Source organism: Aurantiacibacter arachoides, assembly GCF_009827335.1.
In the GTDB taxonomy this organism is placed as follows: domain Bacteria; phylum Pseudomonadota; class Alphaproteobacteria; order Sphingomonadales; family Sphingomonadaceae; genus Alteraurantiacibacter; species Alteraurantiacibacter arachoides.
In genome coordinates this window covers 2,207,501-2,223,141 of sequence record NZ_WTYH01000001.1, presented here as the reverse complement: position 1 = coordinate 2,223,141, position 15,641 = coordinate 2,207,501, and the positions used below count along the sequence as shown (strand labels likewise).

The following is a 15,641-nucleotide window of genomic DNA, read 5'->3' as shown; positions in this document are numbered from 1 at the left end:
TCATCCGAAGACGGCGTAGAGGCTGCGGCCTTCGTGCTTCAGCCAGCCATCGGCGGTGGCGATATCGCCTTCGAAAAGCCGCGCCAGCAGGGCGTGAAAGGCAGGCGAATGATCGAAATGCACGAGATGTGCGACTTCGTGCGCCACCACCGATCGGCGGACATGGTCGGGTGCCATGACCAGCCTCCAGTTGAGGCGGATACGCCGTGTCGTGCCAGCCGCCGGCTCGCCCGAGCACGATCCCCAGCGTCGCTGGGCGCGGGAAAGCCGCAGTTCGGGGGGCGGGAGCCCGGCGCGTTCGCAATAGAATGCGAGATCGTCTGCGGCGAGGCGCAGCGCCTCGCCTTCCAGCCAGCGCTGGATCCTGCCCGGCAGGCTTTCGCGCGGTCCGCCTGCGCGCAGCACGTCGCCATCGTGCGAGACCCGGCGCCCGCCGCCCGCCTGCCAGCTGATGGTCAGCTCCTGCCCGCGGAAGGGCAGGCGCTCGCCATCGCCGATCGTGCGCGTCTCCGGCACCTTGCGCAGCTGGTCCGCGATCCAGTCACGCCGCGCCTCGGCAAAGGCGAGGGCATCCATCGTGCGGCCCCAGCGCGGCAGGGTGATCCGCAGCTCGCTGCCGTCCGGCGCTAGGCGCATGGTCAGGCGCTGCGCCCGGGCATGGCGACGCAGCGCGATGGGCAGCGTGCGCCCGGCGACCGCGACGCTTGGCTCCTGCACTGCATTGCGCAGCCAGTCGATCATGCGGGCAGGGCCGTCATCCGGCATCGTCCCAGTTCGCATCGCCCGGCGCGTCCCAATCCGCCAGGTGATGTTCGAGCGGACCCGCGACCGTCTCGCTGATGCAGCGTCCGGCGATGCTTGCACCCGCCTCGATCATCGCGTCGTGGCTGCCAGTCAGGAGATGGTGCCAGTCCGGCAAGGGCTCCCCCCGGGCGCGGCGGATGTAGGCGCAGCTTTGCGGCAGCCACGACACCGTCTTCACCAGCCGTGGCGTGAGGCGCAGGCAATCGGGAACGAAGGCCTTGCGGTGGCGATAGTCGCGGCAACGCGCGGTGCCGGTGTCGAGCAGCTTGCAGGCGACGTTGGTTTGCAGGATCTCTCCCGTGTCCTCGTCCTCCAGCTTGTGCAGGCAGCACTTGCCGCAGCCATCGCACAACGCCTCCCACTCCTCGCGAGAGAGCGTGTCCAGGTCGAGCTCCCAGAAGCGGTCTCTCAGCGCACCCATTTTTCGAGTTCCGCCGCCACGGCCTCTGGCGATTGCTCCACGGGAATGGTTGCCATCGGCTGCCCCTCGCGATCGACGAGATAGCCGATGCTGGGGTGCTGGATATCGTAATCGCCGCCCTCCACGACCGGATCGACCTTTTGATAGGTGAAGAAGAAGGCCGCCGATGCCGCCTCCAGCTGTGCGGGTGTGCCGGTTAGCCCCAGCAGCCGGTCGGAAAAGGCGCCGGTGTATTCGGCCACCTTGGCCGGGGTGTCACGCTCCGGGTCGACGCTGACGAAGATCGGTTGCACGTCGGCAGCGAGGTCAGGGTGTTCCTGCGCGAACAGGTCGTAGCCGCGCATCATCCGCTGCACATCGAACGGGCAGACGTTCGGGCAGTAGGTGTAACCGAAGTAGACGAGCTGGTACTGGCCGGCGAAATCGGTGTTGGAAACGGGCGCACCGGACGTATCGGAAAGGGTGTACTCCCCCGTCAGCGAACTGCCGTACAGCGGCGCATCCGCCACCGCGCCGCCCCCGTCGCAACCTGCGAGCGACGACAGGGCCGCCAGCGCGAGGGCGAGCGGGGCGAAGCGATTTCCACGTGTGGGCATGACGCGGCGTTCATGCTCTGCTAACGGGGTCAAGGCAAGGAGCAAACCCTGCACGAACAGGGCTTTTGCGCACATTCTGACAGGAGGAAGCCGGTGGTATTCAAGCCGCTTCGCAGTATCATCACAATCCTCGCCGCGATTGCCGGGCTGGCCGTGGCCGTGCCGGCGGCGGCGCAGTTCTATTCCGACAGCGTATTGTTCCTGAAGGCGGTCAAGGATCGCAACGGCACCGACGCGACCGATCTGCTCAACAAGCCGGGTTCCACCGTCGTCAATTCGCGTGACATCACCAGTGGAGAGACGGGCCTGCACGTCGTGGTCGATCGCCGCGACCTCACCTGGACGCGTTGGCTGATCCAGGAAGGCGGCAACCCCAACATCGCCGACAACCGCGGACGCACGCCGCTGATCGCCGCGGCGGAGATCGGTTTCCTTGAAGGCGTCGAGGCGCTGATCGCGGGCGGAGCGCGGGTGGACGTCGCCAACCAGACCGGCGAGACCCCGCTGATTGCCGCCGTGCATTCGCGCAATACCCAGCTCATGGAAATCCTCCTGCGCGCCGGCGCCGATCCCGACTGGGCGGACAACACCGGTCGCAGTGCGCGCGATTACGCCGCCTTGCGCGGGGTGCCGCCGCGCATCCTCTCGATCATCGATTCGACGCAGACCACGGATGGCGCGGCCGCGAGCCGCGTCTACGGCCCGGTGTTCTGACGATGAGCCTTGCCGCCGACATGACGCTGGACGAGATGCGGCTGGCGCTGGCACCTGAGATCGCACTGGCGGCGATGTTCGACGGGTGGAGCGATGCCGCGCTGGAGGCGGCCGCGCACATTGCGGGTATCGATGCCGACGTGGCGCGGCTGGCCTTTCCCGGCGGTGCGATGGACCAGATCGATGCCTGGGTCGCATCCGTCGACACGGCGATGATGGCCGAATTTGCCGACGGGCGCCTTGCCACCATGCCGATCCGCGAGCGCATTCGCTCGCTCGTATGGTTCCGGCTGGAGGCGATCGCCGGGCTGGAGGAATCGCTCTCCCGGGCGATGGCCATCCAGACGATGCCGCAGAACGTCGCGGCTGCCTTTCGGCAAGGCTGGTCGAGCGCGGACAGGATGTGGCGCCTCGCCGGCGACACGGCGACCGATTACAACCACTATACCAAGCGCGCGATCCTGGCCGGCATCTATGGCGCGACGCTGGCCGTGTGGAAGGACGACACCAGCGAGGACAAGGCGCAGACCCGCGCCTTTCTCGACCGGCGAATCGAAGGCGTGATGAAGTTCGAGAAAGCCAAGGCGCGGTTCCTCGGCGGACCTGGCGGCAGCGGGCGCGAGCATTTCGATGTCGCCCGGTTTCTCGGGCGGCTGCGCTACCCGCAGCGATAGCCTAGATCTTAATGCGAAGCAGTTGCAATTAGCATCTGGCTCTGGCACGGCCGCGCCGTGAACACTCAGACCACGCTCGATACATTGCCCCCGCTGGCGCGCGCCGAAATCCGCGCCGTGGACTGGGCCTCTCTCGCTCCCGACGAGGGCAAGCGCCTGCGCGCTCTCGGCCTCGACGAAGGGGCGCGGGTGGCCGTGGCGCATCGGGGGGTGTTCATGGGGCACGATCCCATCGCGCTCATCATCGGACGGACCACGGTTGCCGTGCGCCGCGCCCATGCCCGTGCGATGACGGTCGACGTGTTGTGAGCAGCCTTCGCACCGCGGCGCTGGTCGGCAATCCCAATTCCGGCAAGAGCGCGCTGTTCAACGCGCTGACCGGGGCGCGGCAGAAGATCGCCAATTATCCGGGCGTCACCGTGGAGCGCAAGAGCGGCCGCATGACCCTGCCCAGCGGTCAGCCGGTGGAGCTGGTCGACCTGCCCGGCTCCTACGCACTCGATTCCGCCAGCCCCGACGAAGAGGTGACGCGGCAGGTCGTTCTGGGCGAGTTCGCTGGCGAGGCTGCGCCCGAGACCCTGGTAATCGTGATCGACGCCGCGAACCTGGAGCAGCACCTGGTCTTTGCGCAGGAATTGATTGCGCTCGGCCGCCCGACCGTGGTGGCGCTCAACATGATCGACCTGGCCGAGCGCGACGGACTGGCGCTCGACTGCGACGCGCTGGCCGAGGCGCTGGGCGTGCCGGTGGTGCCCACCGTCGCGGTGCGCCGCCGTGGACTGGAAGAGCTTGCCGCCGCCATGGCGGACGCCGAGGGCCAGGATCTTTCCCAGCGCCACCTGGTGCGCGACCTGACGCTGCCGGAGCGGCGGCTGAACGCCCGCAACATCGCCAAGGGCGCCATCCTCTCGGAAACCGCCCAGCGCCGCTGGCACGCGCAGCTCGACAAGGTGCTGCTGCACCCGTGGCTCGGCCCGCCGATCCTGTTCGCGCTGCTGTTCGTCATCTTTCAGGCAGTATTCGCCTGGGCGACACCTTTCGCCGATGCGCTCGATTCGCTGGTCGGCCTGCTGATCGGGCTGGTGGAGGCGAACGTGCCCGAAAGCATCCTGCGCGATCTGGTGACCGAGGGCGTGCTGACGGGCGTAGGCAGCGTCGTCGTGTTCCTGCCGCAGATCGTCATCCTGTTCGCCTTCATCCTGGCGATGGAGCAATCGGGCTACATGGCCCGCGCCGCCTTCATCATGGATCGGCTGATGGCCAGCGTGGGGCTTTCGGGGCGCAGCTTCATTCCGCTGCTGTCCAGTTTCGCCTGCGCCATTCCCGGCATCATGGCGACCCGCTCCATCGCCGATTCGAAAGATCGGCTGACCACCATCCTCATCGCCCCGCTGATGACCTGTTCGGCACGGCTGCCGGTCTATGCCGTGATCATCGCCGCCTTTATTCCGGCCACTTCTGTCGGTCCGGGTATCGGCCTGCAGGGGCTGGTGCTGTTCGCGCTCTACCTTGCCGGGATCGTGGGGGCGGTGCTGGTGGCGCTGGTGCTGCGCAGCACGGTCACCAAGGGTGCGGCGTCTGGCTTCATCATGGAACTGCCGCGTTACCAGTGGCCGCCGCTGCGCGATCTTGCCATCGGCCTGTGGCAGCGGGCCTGGGTCTTCCTGCGGCGCGCGGGGACGATCATCTTTGCCGCCACCATCGCGCTATGGGTGCTGCTGAGCTTCCCGCAGGCGGAACCGGGTGAAAGCCAGCTCGACGCGAGCATCGCCGGCCACGTCGCAGACGGGCTGCATACGGTTCTGGCGCCGATCGGCTTCAACCGCGAGATCAGCCTGGCGTTGATCCCGGCAATGGCGGCGCGCGAGGTCGCGGTCAGCGCGCTGGCCACAACCTACGCCGTCGATGCGGAGGACGAGGAGGCCGAGGCCGCCGGCCTCATACCGCGGCTGCAAGGCGGGTGGACCCTGCCCACCGCGCTGGCGTTCCTCGCCTGGTTCGTCTTTGCCCCTCAGTGCCTTTCCACCATCGCCGTCGCCCGGCGCGAGACGAATGGGTGGAAATGGCCGCTGTTCATGGTGGCATACTTGTTCGCGCTTGCGTACATTTTTGCCGGTCTGACATACTGGAGCGCCATGGCTCTTGGGTTGTAGCTACCTTGGGCACAAGCCTGTTTACGAGGTTGCGCGGCAGCCCGGCGGGCGCCTACCTGTTTGCAGGAATCACTTACTGGAGCGCGGTGGCGCTCGGATTGTAGCGAGAGGAACGGGACATGGCGGGCAGCCTCAACAAGGTCATGCTGATCGGTAACCTGGGTGCGGACCCCGAGGTCAAGAGCTTCCAGAACGGCGGGCGCATCTGCAACCTCAGGATCGCCACCAGCGAGAACTGGAAGGACAAGAACACCGGCGAGCGCAAGGAACGCACCGAGTGGCACACCGTGGTGCTCCAGTCCGACGGCCTCGTGGGGGTTGCCGAACGCTATCTTCGCAAGGGCAGCAAGGTCTATATCGAAGGCCAGCTGCGGACCCGCAAGTGGCAGGACCAGAGCGGCAACGACCGTTATTCGACCGAGATTTCAGTCGGCGGCCCTGGCGCGGTGATGACCATGCTCGATGGCGCCCAGGGTGGCGGCGGCGGCGGCGGCGGCGGTGGCCAGCGCGGAGGCGGTAGCGGTTACGGCGGTGGTTCGGACGGAAGCTCCGGCGATTGGGACCAGGGTGGTTCCGGCGGCGGTGGAAACTTTGGCGGCAGTTCGGGCGGCGGTTCGGGCGGAAGCTCTGGTGGCGGATCCAACTACGACGACCTGGACGACGACATTCCGTTCTGATCGACCTCGCGCGAAACGTGGCATCTGAATGGGCGGTGATACATGCAGCAGCAGCTCTCCGTCATCACCCTTGGCATCGACGATCTGGCCCGATCCCGCCGCTTTTACGTGGAAGGGTTCGGCTGGGCGCCGGTGTTTGAGAACGACGATGTCATCTTCTATCAGATGAACGGCTTCGTTCTCGGCACCTGGCTGGCGACGGAACTGGCAAGGGACATGCAGCGCGGCGCGCTTCGCCGCCCCGGCGCGTTCGCCCTTGCGCATAACGTCCCGGCGAAAGACGACGTGCAGCCCCTGATGGATCGCCTGGCGGCGGCCGGAGGGGCCGTGCTGCGGCCGGCCGATGCCCCCGCCCACGGCGGGTTTCGCGGATACGTGTCCGACCCGGACGATCATGGCTGGGAAATCGCCTGGAACCCGGCCTGGACGATCGATGCAGAGGGACATGTGACCTTCGCCGTCTGACCGGAAGCGCGGCCTTGACGGCAACGCGTCAGCTCAGCTTCAGCCCCTTCAGCGCCTCCGCCAGAGGGCCGGCCGACCCTTCCTCGATCAAGCCGTGCGCGCGCCGTGCGTCATCCGCCGTTGGCCCGGTCGCGAAAGGATCGATGGCCAGGGCCAGGCTCTGCGCCACGGCCTCGCCCAGATCGAGGGCGGTGCCGTCGTAGAAAACCTCGTCGAGCTCGTCCTCGTCGAGTTCGATTTCCTGGTCCGGTACGCCAGGTTCATCGCCCGCAGGCACGAAGCGCACGGTAAAGGGCTCGTTGATGCTCATGGACAGGTCCTCGCCCGAAACGGCGCAACTCTGCACGAAATCGGCAATCAGCGTGCCACTCGCTTCCACAACCGCGCCATCTGGCAAGAGGTCGACGCGCGCTTCGAGTCGTTCGATCGACACCAGGCCGAATCGCGCGGCCAATGCGGCGCATTCGGATTCGCTGGCAACCAGGTCGACCGGCGCGTTGCCGATGCTTCTGAGGTCGACCATGCGCGAAAATTCCGGTGCCTCGCTCATGCGCCGATCTCCCCCGCCAGCACCTGCGCGTCGGTCAGCCCGGTCAACCGGTCGTGCAGCGCCCGGGCGCGCACGGCGAGGGCGAAGGGCTTCTTGTCCTCGTCGGCCAGCGTCACGTTGCGCTTCAGGATAACTGCCAGCGCGGCATCGCTGCCGGTCAGGTTTTCGCGCAGCACGCCGATGCGTCCGCCCAGCGCTTCCATCATCCGGCCAATCTTCTTGCCCACCATCAGGTCGCCCACGCCGCCGTCGCGCAACTGGCGGTCCATGTCGGCCACGAACAGTTCGGTCAGCGGGCCGGTCTTGGGGGCGAGCGCGGGGCTGTCCTCCATCCGCAGCATGGTGAGCGCCAGGACCAGCGCGATCATGTCGAACCGGCCTTCTACCGTATCCGCCACGCCGCAGTCCGCGTACCATTCGCGCTCTCGGCTGGTGCCGACGACAGCGTGCCACAACGGGCGCAACTGGTCGCGCGGCTGCTTGCGGGTCAGGCGCTGGAGGAAGGACATGGCGAAGCGGGCTTTCTCGTTAAGGCAAAGTTCAATGGCCGGCGGCGAATGCGCCCGAGCCTGCCACATCCATTGCACGGGGCGGGGCGCTGCCCTAAGGCACGCCGCACATATAGGACGCACCACGCGTGAGGCAATCGCGCGCACGGGCGATCCAAGGGATTTACGAAGGAATGACAGTCATGGGTTCGATCGTGCGGATGGCAGGGCTGGCCGGTGTCATGGCCTTGCTGGCAGGGTGTTCGTCGATCGCCAACCACCGCGGCTATATCGTCGACGAGACGCTGGTCGCTTCGGTCCAGCCGGGTCTCGACAACCAGCAGTCGGTGCGCGGCACGCTGGGCCAGCCGACGATGACGAGCATGTTCGGCGATCCGGTGTGGTACTACGTTTCCAGCATCACCGGACAATCGCCCTTCCGCCAGCCGACGATCGCCCAGCACACGGTGCTGGCGGTGCGCTTCGATGGTGCCGGCAATGTCGTTTCCACCGATCGCACCGGCATGGAGCTGGTGGAGAATATCAGCCCCAACGGCGACGAGACGCCGACGCTGGGCCGTGAGCGCGGCTTCCTTGAAGACCTGTTCGGAAACATCGGCACGGTGGGCACCGCGCTTCCGGGCACGGGCGGGGCCGGCGGCGGCGGCTGAACCAGCGCGTCAAAGACGGCGAGCCTGACCCTGCTGCCGCGTGGCCGCGCTTGAAGCGGTCCGCCGGCCCTCCCATATCGCCGCCATGAGCAGCGACAGATACAGCCACGGGTCCGATCACGGCCTGATCCAGTGGCACGGCACCACCATCATCGGCGTGAAGCGCGGCGATACTACCGTCATCGCCGGCGATGGGCAGGTTTCCATGGGCAATACGGTGATGAAGCCCAATGCCCGCAAGGTCCGCCGGATCGGCGAAGGCGGCAAGGTGGTCGCCGGGTTCGCGGGCGCGACCGCCGATGCCTTTACCCTGTTCGAGCGGCTGGAAAAGAAGCTTGAGCAATACTCCGGCCAGTTGCTGCGCGCCTGCGTGGAACTCGCCAAGGACTGGCGCACCGACAAGTACCTGAGGAACCTCGAGGCGCTGATGATCGTCGCGGACAAGGACGTGCTGCTGGTGCTGACCGGCAACGGCGACGTGCTGGAGCCTGACGGCGGCATCGCGGCGATCGGTTCCGGCGGCAACTATGCCCTGGCCGCCGCCCGCGCGCTATCCGATTACGAGGACGACGCCGAGAAGATCGCGCGCAAGGCCATGGCCGTGGCAGCGGATGTCTGCGTCTTTACCAACGGCAACGTGACCGTAGAGACGGTCTGAGGAATCCATGGACAACCTGACCCCCAAGGCGATCGTCGCCGCGCTCGACGAACATATCATCGGCCAGGCCGAGGCCAAGCGCGCGGTCGCCGTCGCGCTGCGCAATCGCTGGCGGCGCCAGCGCCTTGCCCCCGAGCTGCGGGACGAGGTCACGCCGAAGAACATCCTGATGATCGGCCCCACCGGTTGCGGCAAGACCGAGATCAGCCGCCGCCTGGCAAAGCTGGCCGAGGCGCCGTTCGTAAAGGTCGAGGCGACCAAGTTCACCGAGGTTGGCTATGTCGGCCGCGACGTCGAACAGATTGCCCGCGACCTGGTGGAAGAAGCCATCCGGCTGGAAAAGGACCGCCGCCGCGAAGCCGTGCGCGAAACCGCAAGCGAGGCGGCAATGGAACGTCTGCTCGACGCGCTGGTCGGCCAGAACGCCAGCGAGGCGACGCGCCAGAGCTTCCGCCAGCGGATCGTCGACAACTCCATGAACGAAACCGAGGTCGAGATCGAGGTCGCCGATGCGCCCGGCATGGCGATGGACCTGCCCGGCATGGGCGGCGGGGCGACCATGATCAACCTCAGCGAGATGATGGGCAAGGCCTTTGGCGGCGGCCAGAAGAAGCGGCGCAAGCTGAAGGTGCCCGAGGCCTGGGACAAGCTGGTCGACGAGGAAGCCGAAAAGCGCATGGACCAGGACGACGTCGCCCGCGTCGCGCTGGCCAATGCGGAAACCAACGGCATCGTCTTCCTCGACGAGATCGACAAGATCGCGGTATCCGACGTGCGCGGCGGCAGCGTCAGCCGCGAGGGCGTGCAGCGCGATCTCTTGCCGTTGATCGAGGGCACGACGGTCGCCACCAAGTACGGCCCGATGAAGACCGACCACGTCCTCTTCATCGCCAGCGGAGCGTTCCACGTCGCCAAGCCGAGCGATATGCTGCCCGAATTGCAGGGGCGCCTGCCGATCCGCGTGGAACTGCGCAGCCTGACAGAGGCGGACTTCGTGCGCATCCTGTCGGAGACCAAGGCGAACCTCGTCGCCCAGTACGAGGCGCTGCTCGGCACTGAAGAGCTAACCGTGACGATGGACGGCGATGCCGTGGCCGAGGTCGCCCGCATCGCCGCGCAGGTGAACGAGAGCGTCGAGAACATCGGCGCCCGCCGCCTGCAAACGGTGATGGAAAAGCTGTTCGAGGAACTGAGTTTCGAGGCCGAGGACCGCAAGGGCGAAAGCGTGACCATCGACGCCGCCTACGTGCGCGACAAGCTGGACGACCTGGCGGGCGATGCCGATCTCAGCAAGTACGTCCTCTAGCCCCGGCAGACGCCCAGGCCGTCGTCAGGGGTTGATCCCCCCGACGCTCAGGGATGGGGTGCCAGACCCGTTTCCACGCCGGTCTTGTCCGTAAGGGCGTATCGGTCGACGAGGTCGGCGCTTGCCTGGTTCAGCCCGATCACCTGCACGCTGCGCCCGTTCATGCGCATCCGCTCGACCACCTTGTCGAGCACATCAACGCCGCTGATGTCCCAGAAATGCGCGCCGGTCACGTCGATCACCACGTGGTCGGCGGGGTCAGGCCGCTCGCTCTCGCGGCCAAAGGCACGGCTGAACCGGTCGACGCTGGCGAAGAAGATCTGCCCCGTCACCGTATATGTCGCCACCTGTTCATCTCGTGACCGGGTAACGCCGAACATCGAGCGCACCTTGCCGGCAAAGAAGATGCCCGACAGCAGCACGCCGACCAGCACGCCCAGCGCGAGGTTGTGCGTCGCCACCACCATGATGACGGTCGCCAGCATCACCAGGCTCGATTGCCAGGGATGACGGCGCAGGTTGGGGATCGAATTCCAGCTGAAGGTGCCGATGGAAACCATGATCATCACCGCCACCAGCGCGGCCATGGGGATCTGCCCCACGATCGGCCCCAGCGCGGCGAGCAGCACCAGCAAGGTTGCGCCCGAGGTAAAGGTGGAAAGTCGTCCGCGTCCGCCTGACGTCACGTTGATCACCGACTGGCCGATCATCGCACACCCGCCCATGCCGCCCACCAGCCCGGCCGCGACGTTGGCAACGCCCTGGCCCGCACTCTCGCGGCGCTTGTTCGAATCGGTATGGGTCATGTCGTCGACGATCTGCGCGGTGAGCAGGCTTTCCAGCAGGCCGACCGCCGCCATCGTGGCCGCGTAGGGGGCGATGATGCGCAGGGTTTCCCACGTCAGCGGCACGTCGGGCCAGACAAAGTAGGGCAGCCCTTCGGGCAGTTCGCCCATGTCCGCGACAGTATTGACCTCGACGTCCAGCCCGATTGTGATCGCGCCGACCACCACGATGGCGACGAGCGGGGAGGGGACGGCGGTTGTAAGGCGCGGCAGGAGGTAGATGATCGCCAGCGCGCCCGCCACAAGCAGGTAAGTGACAGGCGGCACGCCAATCAGTTGCGGCAGTTGAGCCATGAAGATGAGAATCGCCAGCGCGTTGACGAACCCGGTGATGACCGAGCGGCTGACGAACTGCATCAGCAGGTCCAGCCGCAATAGAGCCGCGATGCCCTGGAACACGCCCATCAATATCGTCGCGGCAAACAGGTACTCCACACCATGATCGCGCACCAGGGGCACTACCACCACGGCCACCGCGGCGGTGGCAGCGCTGATCATGCCGGGCCGCCCGCCGGTAAAGGCGATGACCATGGCGATTGCGATGGAGGCGTAGAGGCCCACGCGCGGGTCAACCCCGGCGATGATGGAGAAGCCGATGGCCTCGGGAATCAGGGCGAGGGCAACCACGATGCCCGCGAGGATTTCCTTGCGGGGATTGGCCAGCCAGTCCCGCTTGATCGTTTGCAACAGGTCCATGAGTTACGAATTCCAACCGTTTCACGTCTCAGCCACGCGGACGGGCATTCAGCCGCGACGGATCGCAGGTGCCGGTCTGTTCCAATGCTATGCGAAGCTGATGTGTTGTCCCGGGGATAGGCGCCAGGCCGAGCCACCCGGCGCTGCCGGGTCCGGTGAATGCGCCGCCACATAGCCAAGCGATCCGGTCAGCGCAATAACGCAATGTCCATTGGCTTTTGGGAAGTGCCTGCCCGGATCGAGCAGCGGCTGAACCGACCGGAAAGCCGCTGACCCGCCCTATTCGGCCGCTTCGCGCTCTTCCGATTCCTCGTTCTGCTGCCGGTTCCACATCTCGGCGTACAGCCCGTCGCGTCGCAGCAGGTCGCCATGACTGCCCGATTCGACGATGCGGCCCGCGTCCATCACGTTGATGATGTCGGCATCTGCGATGGTCGAGAGCCGGTGGGCGATGGCGATGGTGGTGCGATTGGCACTGACCCGCTTGAGGGTTGCCAGAATGTCCTGCTCGGTGCGCGAATCGAGCGCACTCGTCGCCTCGTCCAGCAGCAGGATCGGAGGGTCCTTCAGCAGCGTGCGGGCAATGGCGACTCGTTGCTTCTCGCCCCCGGACAGCTTGAGGCCGCGTTCGCCCACCTCTGTATTGAAACCGGCCGGCAGCAGCTCCACCAGCGGCAGGACGGCGGCATCGCGCGCGGCCGCTTCGATCTGCTCCGCGCTGGCGCCGTCGCCGCCTGCAGGCCAGCCATAGGCGATGTTGTAGCCCAGCGTATCGTTGAACAGGACGCTGTCCTGCGGCACGATCCCGATATGGGCGCGCAAGCTTGCCTGCGTCACGTCACTAATGTCCTGCCCGTCGACAAGGATGCGTCCGCCGGAGGGGTCATAAAACCGGAACAGCAGCCTGCCGATCGTGCTCTTGCCTGCGCCGGACGGTCCGACCAGTGCCACGGTGGCACCGGCGGGCGCCTCGAAACTGAGCTTGTGGAGGATCTGCCGGTCCGCCTCGTAGCCGAAGTCGACATCCTCGAAGGCGACCACCGGGCGACGCACTACCAGCGCCGGGGCGCCGGGCTTGTCCTCCACCTCCACCGGCGTATCGATCAGGCGGAACATGTCGGCCATGTCGATCAGGCCCTGGCGAATCGTGCGATAGACCCAGCCAAGCATGTCGAGCGGGCGGAAGAGCTGCAGCAGGTAGGTATTGACCAAAACCAGATCGCCGGGCGTCAGCGCCCCCCGGCTCCACTGCCACACCGTCCAGGCCATGGCGCCCGCCATCAGCAGGTTGGTGATGAGCGCCTGCACGATGTTCAGCACGCCGAGCGAATTTTCGGTCTTGATCGCCGCCTCGGCATAGGCGCGGGCGGTGTTGGTATAGCGCGCGTGCTCGCGCGCCTCGGCACCGAAATACTTGACCGTCTCGTAATTCAGCAGGCTGTCGACGGCGCGGGCCATGGCTTGCCCGTCGAGGTCGTTCATGTCCTTGCGCAGCTTCACCCGCCATTCGGTGATGCGCTGGGTCAGGAAGACAAAGGCGAACACCGTGACAGCGGTGGCCGCGACCAGTTCCCAGCCGAAGATCGTCCAGAATATCACCGAGACCACGATCAGCTCGATCGCGGTCGGCAGGATGTTGAACAGCAGGAAGTAGATCATCGAGTTGATCGACTTCGTGCCGCGTTCGACCACGCGGGTGACTTCGCCGGTGCGGCGGGAGAGGTGGAAGCGCAGGCTCAGCTTGTGCAACCGGTCGAACACGTCGCCGGTCAGTTCGCGCACCGCATCCTGTCCCACGCGTTCGAACACGATGTTGCGCACATTGTCGAACACGACGGTGGCAAAGCGCCCGGCGGAATAGGCGAGCACAAGCCCCAGCGCGAGCCACAGCAGCGGTTCGCCCCCCGAACGCTCCGGCGCGCTCATGGTGTCGACCGCCTTGGCATAGGCAAAGGGCAGGGCGAGGACCACGGCCTTCGCGGCAATGACCAGCAAGGTCGCGATGGCGATCCGGCGTTTCAGATCGGGCCGGCCCGCGGGCCACAGATAGGGAAGGAAGCGGCGAATCGTCGCCCAATCGGCGTGATCGCCTTTAGCGGTGCTGGTGCCGAAGTCTCTCACGATGCCAGGTTAGGTGGGGCGCTGCGGCGCAAACGACAAGGCGGCCAACGGTCCGGGGGCGAAGGTCGGCGCAATCGTGGGTAGCGCGCAGCGCGTCCCTAGCGCGGCGCGGGCACCATGCGGCCCATGCCCAGGCGACCGAGCGCGCCGGCGGAAAGGAGGTGCATTTCGGCGTAGGCGGGATGCCGTGTTTGCCGCAGGATCGCCAGCCACAGGGCGATCCCTGCCACCACGGCCAGCGCAATTTGCCCGAATCCGGCATCGCTCGGCGTATCCCATACCTGGTACGACAGCCACACCGGCAGCACTGCAGCGCCCGTAGCCAGGGCGGACAGGGCCCATACCCGGGCGAGCGCCCTCCAGCGAAAGCCGACAACGTGATGAAGGAAAGGCGCATGGATCGCCAGCCAGGCCAGGCCATAGGCGACGCGGCTGGCAGCGGCCGCCTCCAGCGAGATGGTGGCGGCAACGGCAAGGAGCACGACCGAGACTGCGGTATCGAGGCTGAACCGCCACAGGAGGGGGCGCATCCGGTTGAGCAGGATCGGCAGCTCGACATGCAAGGGCAGCGCGATGAAAAGGATCTGCGACATAGCGATCCATTCCAGCGGCCGCGCCGCGCCAAGCCATCGCTCGCCGTACAACATGCCGATGATGGGAATGGAACACGCAGCCAGCCCCGCCATCGCCGGCCAGGTGATCGCGGTGACGCTGGCGGCAACGCGCTCGTAATGCGCCCCAAGGTCTTCGCCCGCATCGCGCGCGCGCGCGAAGGCAGGGTAAAAGACCGTCGCCAGCCCGCCCGAAACCAGCAGCCGCAACTGGGCGGCAAGACCCCAGGCCCGGGCGAACAGGCCCACCGCCACCGTATCGAGCAGCCGCCCGATCAGCAGTTCGGGCAACCGCGCGCCCGTTTGCGAGAGGGCGGACAGAACGGTCGAGAACCCGCCGAATCGCAGCACCGGTAGCGCCCCTGCAAGGCGCGGCGGAACCGGCAGGCGTCCGCCTACGCGCCATTGCGACAAGGCCGCGCGGGCGACCTGCTGGGCGAATGCTCCCCAGGCCAGGGCCAGCGGCCCCCAGCCACGCCAGGCAAGCACGATGGCGACCGCCGCGTTGGCAAGGACGACGCCGATCTCGATCACGGTATTCGAACGGAAATCGAGATCGCGCTGCAACAGCGCCATTGGCACCGTCGCCAGCGGCACGAAGAAATAGCTCGCCGCGATGATCAGCAGCAGCGGGAGCAGGCCGGGTATCGCGTAAAACGCCGCAGCGGGCCAGGCGAGCAAAAAGCACAGCGCCGCGATCGCCCAGCTGATCGCCAGCGATACGGTAAAGGCCGTGCGAATCGTCTCGTCCGAAAGGTCACGCTCGCCGGCGATGAACCGGTTGATGCCGAATTCCTGCAGCACCGCCAGCAGGCTGACGAAGGAAAAGGCGATGGTGAAGAGGCCAAGCTCATCGGGGCCGATGAAGAACCGGGCGAGGATCACGCTGGCCGCGAACTGGATGGCAAAGGCACCGAACTGGCTGGCCATTGCCAGCGCCGCCGCGCCCCTGACGCTCATCTTGCGAATGCGTATCTCGCTGCCCGAATCGGAAGGTGGTATCGACGCCATCAGCGCCCGGCCACGAGCGCCGCGGCCAAGCGGGCGGCGCGGCCGGGCATACCAAAGGTGACGAGCCGCGCGGTTGTTCGCCAAAGGCCGCCGATGTCTCCGCCCCCGCGGACGTGGGCAATGATGTGATCGAGGCCGTCGCCCGCCAGGCTGGTGCGGGAAAAGGCGAGCGCGCGGGCA

General features: G+C 66.7%; 18 protein-coding genes and 1 other annotated feature (1 of these 19 cut by a window edge). Of the genes, 9 read left to right on the top strand and 9 right to left on the bottom strand.

The features are described 5' to 3' along the window. The 3 genes from GRI62_RS10890 to GRI62_RS10880 are packed head-to-tail and all read right to left on the bottom strand — an operon-like array spanning position 1 to position 1,821. Positions 1–780 (bottom strand): M48 family metallopeptidase, encoded by a 780-nt coding sequence (locus GRI62_RS10890; RefSeq protein ID WP_234027441.1) that lies wholly within the window; start codon positions 778–780, stop codon positions 1–3. Further along, entirely contained in the window at positions 755–1,225 is a 471-nt protein-coding gene (locus tag GRI62_RS10885; RefSeq protein ID WP_131453365.1) for a YcgN family cysteine cluster protein, read from the bottom strand. Before GRI62_RS10885 ends, GRI62_RS10890 begins: the two co-directional genes overlap by 26 nt. Then, complete coding sequence (locus tag GRI62_RS10880) at positions 1,213–1,821, bottom strand: SCO family protein (protein ID WP_131453364.1); 609 nt, start codon at positions 1,819–1,821, stop codon at positions 1,213–1,215. Before GRI62_RS10880 ends, GRI62_RS10885 begins: the two co-directional genes overlap by 13 nt. Before the next feature lie 93 nt (positions 1,822–1,914). On the opposite strand from GRI62_RS10880, the gene GRI62_RS10875 reads away from it, so the two are divergent. From GRI62_RS10875 to GRI62_RS10850, 6 genes are all read left to right on the top strand, one after another. Next, positions 1,915–2,535 carry an ankyrin repeat domain-containing protein gene (locus GRI62_RS10875; protein ID WP_234032907.1) on the top strand — a complete coding sequence of 207 codons (621 nt, stop codon included), beginning with the start codon at positions 1,915–1,917 and terminating at the stop codon, positions 2,533–2,535. A gap of 2 nt (positions 2,536–2,537) precedes the next feature. Continuing rightward, positions 2,538–3,209 carry a COQ9 family protein gene (locus GRI62_RS10870; protein ID WP_131453363.1) on the top strand — a complete coding sequence of 224 codons (672 nt, stop codon included), beginning with the start codon at positions 2,538–2,540 and terminating at the stop codon, positions 3,207–3,209. A gap of 57 nt (positions 3,210–3,266) precedes the next feature. Continuing rightward, on the top strand, positions 3,267–3,518 hold the full coding sequence (locus GRI62_RS10865) for a FeoA family protein (protein WP_131453362.1): 252 nt from the start codon (positions 3,267–3,269) through the stop codon (positions 3,516–3,518). Continuing rightward, positions 3,515–5,362, top strand: coding sequence for a ferrous iron transporter B (gene feoB, locus GRI62_RS10860; protein ID WP_131453361.1), 1,848 nt, complete (start codon positions 3,515–3,517; stop codon positions 5,360–5,362). Before GRI62_RS10865 ends, feoB begins: the two co-directional genes overlap by 4 nt. 119 nt (positions 5,363–5,481) lie before the next feature. Then, positions 5,482–6,039, top strand: coding sequence for a single-stranded DNA-binding protein (gene ssb / locus GRI62_RS10855; protein ID WP_131453360.1), 558 nt, complete (start codon positions 5,482–5,484; stop codon positions 6,037–6,039). A gap of 42 nt (positions 6,040–6,081) precedes the next feature. Continuing rightward, positions 6,082–6,504 (top strand): VOC family protein, encoded by a 423-nt coding sequence (locus GRI62_RS10850; protein ID WP_131453359.1) that lies wholly within the window; start codon positions 6,082–6,084, stop codon positions 6,502–6,504. 28 nt (positions 6,505–6,532) lie between these two features. Here the strand turns inward: GRI62_RS10850 and GRI62_RS10845 are convergent, their stop codons facing one another. Both GRI62_RS10845 and GRI62_RS10840 read right to left on the bottom strand, forming a co-directional pair. Further along, positions 6,533–7,054 carry a YceD family protein gene (locus GRI62_RS10845; protein WP_131453358.1) on the bottom strand — a complete coding sequence of 174 codons (522 nt, stop codon included), beginning with the start codon at positions 7,052–7,054 and terminating at the stop codon, positions 6,533–6,535. Continuing rightward, a complete protein-coding gene (locus GRI62_RS10840; protein WP_131453357.1) occupies positions 7,051–7,563 on the bottom strand; it encodes a ubiquinol-cytochrome C chaperone family protein in 513 nt (170 codons plus the stop codon). The genes GRI62_RS10845 and GRI62_RS10840 overlap by 4 nt, the downstream gene beginning before the upstream one ends. A gap of 182 nt (positions 7,564–7,745) precedes the next feature. On the opposite strand from GRI62_RS10840, the gene GRI62_RS10835 reads away from it, so the two are divergent. The 3 genes from GRI62_RS10835 to hslU all read left to right on the top strand — a co-directional run bounded on the left by GRI62_RS10835 (position 7,746) and on the right by hslU (position 10,177). Beyond that, positions 7,746–8,213 (top strand): outer membrane protein assembly factor BamE, encoded by a 468-nt coding sequence (locus tag GRI62_RS10835; RefSeq protein WP_234027440.1) that lies wholly within the window; start codon positions 7,746–7,748, stop codon positions 8,211–8,213. An 85-nt stretch (positions 8,214–8,298) separates the two neighbouring features. Beyond that, complete coding sequence (gene hslV, locus GRI62_RS10830) at positions 8,299–8,871, top strand: ATP-dependent protease subunit HslV (protein ID WP_131453356.1); 573 nt, start codon at positions 8,299–8,301, stop codon at positions 8,869–8,871. Positions 8,872–8,878: 7 nt separating this feature from the next. Continuing rightward, the gene (gene hslU, locus GRI62_RS10825) at positions 8,879–10,177 is read left to right on the top strand and encodes an ATP-dependent protease ATPase subunit HslU (protein WP_131453355.1); all 1,299 of its coding nucleotides are present in this window, start codon (positions 8,879–8,881) and stop codon (positions 10,175–10,177) included. A gap of 47 nt (positions 10,178–10,224) precedes the next feature. Here the strand turns inward: hslU and GRI62_RS10820 are convergent, their stop codons facing one another. The 4 genes from GRI62_RS10820 to GRI62_RS10805 form a co-directional block, all read right to left on the bottom strand. Beyond that, positions 10,225–11,718 carry a SulP family inorganic anion transporter gene (locus tag GRI62_RS10820; RefSeq protein WP_131453354.1) on the bottom strand — a complete coding sequence of 498 codons (1,494 nt, stop codon included), beginning with the start codon at positions 11,716–11,718 and terminating at the stop codon, positions 10,225–10,227. A 103-nt stretch (positions 11,719–11,821) separates the two neighbouring features. Further along, positions 11,822–11,875 (bottom strand) — a sequence feature (sul1 is cis-regulatory element that is thought to sense ions involved in sulfur or methionine metabolism; They are found in Alphaproteobacteria). 122 nt (positions 11,876–11,997) lie between these two features. Continuing rightward, entirely contained in the window at positions 11,998–13,842 is a 1,845-nt protein-coding gene (locus GRI62_RS10815; protein WP_131453353.1) for an ABCB family ABC transporter ATP-binding protein/permease, read from the bottom strand. Between the two features lie 95 nt (positions 13,843–13,937). Further along, positions 13,938–15,461, bottom strand: a complete 1,524-nt coding sequence (locus GRI62_RS10810; protein ID WP_131453352.1) for an oligosaccharide flippase family protein — start codon at positions 15,459–15,461, stop codon at positions 13,938–13,940. After that, positions 15,461–15,641: the 3' portion of a glycosyltransferase gene (locus tag GRI62_RS10805; RefSeq protein ID WP_131453351.1), read on the bottom strand. The gene runs 863 nt beyond the window's last position; only the last 181 of its 1,044 coding nucleotides appear in the window; its start codon lies off the right edge, out of view; it ends in the stop codon at positions 15,461–15,463. Before GRI62_RS10805 ends, GRI62_RS10810 begins: the two co-directional genes overlap by 1 nt.

Coding starts and splice junctions, on each gene's coding strand:
- hslV (WP_131453356.1), top strand. CDS start 8,299: ATGAGCAGCGACAGATACAGCCACGGGTCCGATCACGGCCTGATCCAG.
- GRI62_RS10850 (WP_131453359.1), top strand. CDS start 6,082: ATGCAGCAGCAGCTCTCCGTCATCACCCTTGGCATCGACGATCTGGCC.
- hslU (WP_131453355.1), top strand. CDS start 8,879: ATGGACAACCTGACCCCCAAGGCGATCGTCGCCGCGCTCGACGAACAT.
- GRI62_RS10880 (WP_131453364.1), bottom strand. CDS start 1,821: ATGCCCACACGTGGAAATCGCTTCGCCCCGCTCGCCCTCGCGCTGGCG.
- ssb (WP_131453360.1), top strand. CDS start 5,482: ATGGCGGGCAGCCTCAACAAGGTCATGCTGATCGGTAACCTGGGTGCG.
- GRI62_RS10810 (WP_131453352.1), bottom strand. CDS start 15,461: ATGGCGTCGATACCACCTTCCGATTCGGGCAGCGAGATACGCATTCGC.
- GRI62_RS10835 (WP_234027440.1), top strand. CDS start 7,746: ATGGGTTCGATCGTGCGGATGGCAGGGCTGGCCGGTGTCATGGCCTTG.
- GRI62_RS10845 (WP_131453358.1), bottom strand. CDS start 7,054: ATGAGCGAGGCACCGGAATTTTCGCGCATGGTCGACCTCAGAAGCATC.
- GRI62_RS10820 (WP_131453354.1), bottom strand. CDS start 11,718: ATGGACCTGTTGCAAACGATCAAGCGGGACTGGCTGGCCAATCCCCGC.
- GRI62_RS10885 (WP_131453365.1), bottom strand. CDS start 1,225: ATGGGTGCGCTGAGAGACCGCTTCTGGGAGCTCGACCTGGACACGCTC.
- GRI62_RS10840 (WP_131453357.1), bottom strand. CDS start 7,563: ATGTCCTTCCTCCAGCGCCTGACCCGCAAGCAGCCGCGCGACCAGTTG.
- GRI62_RS10890 (WP_234027441.1), bottom strand. CDS start 780: ATGCGAACTGGGACGATGCCGGATGACGGCCCTGCCCGCATGATCGAC.
- GRI62_RS10870 (WP_131453363.1), top strand. CDS start 2,538: ATGAGCCTTGCCGCCGACATGACGCTGGACGAGATGCGGCTGGCGCTG.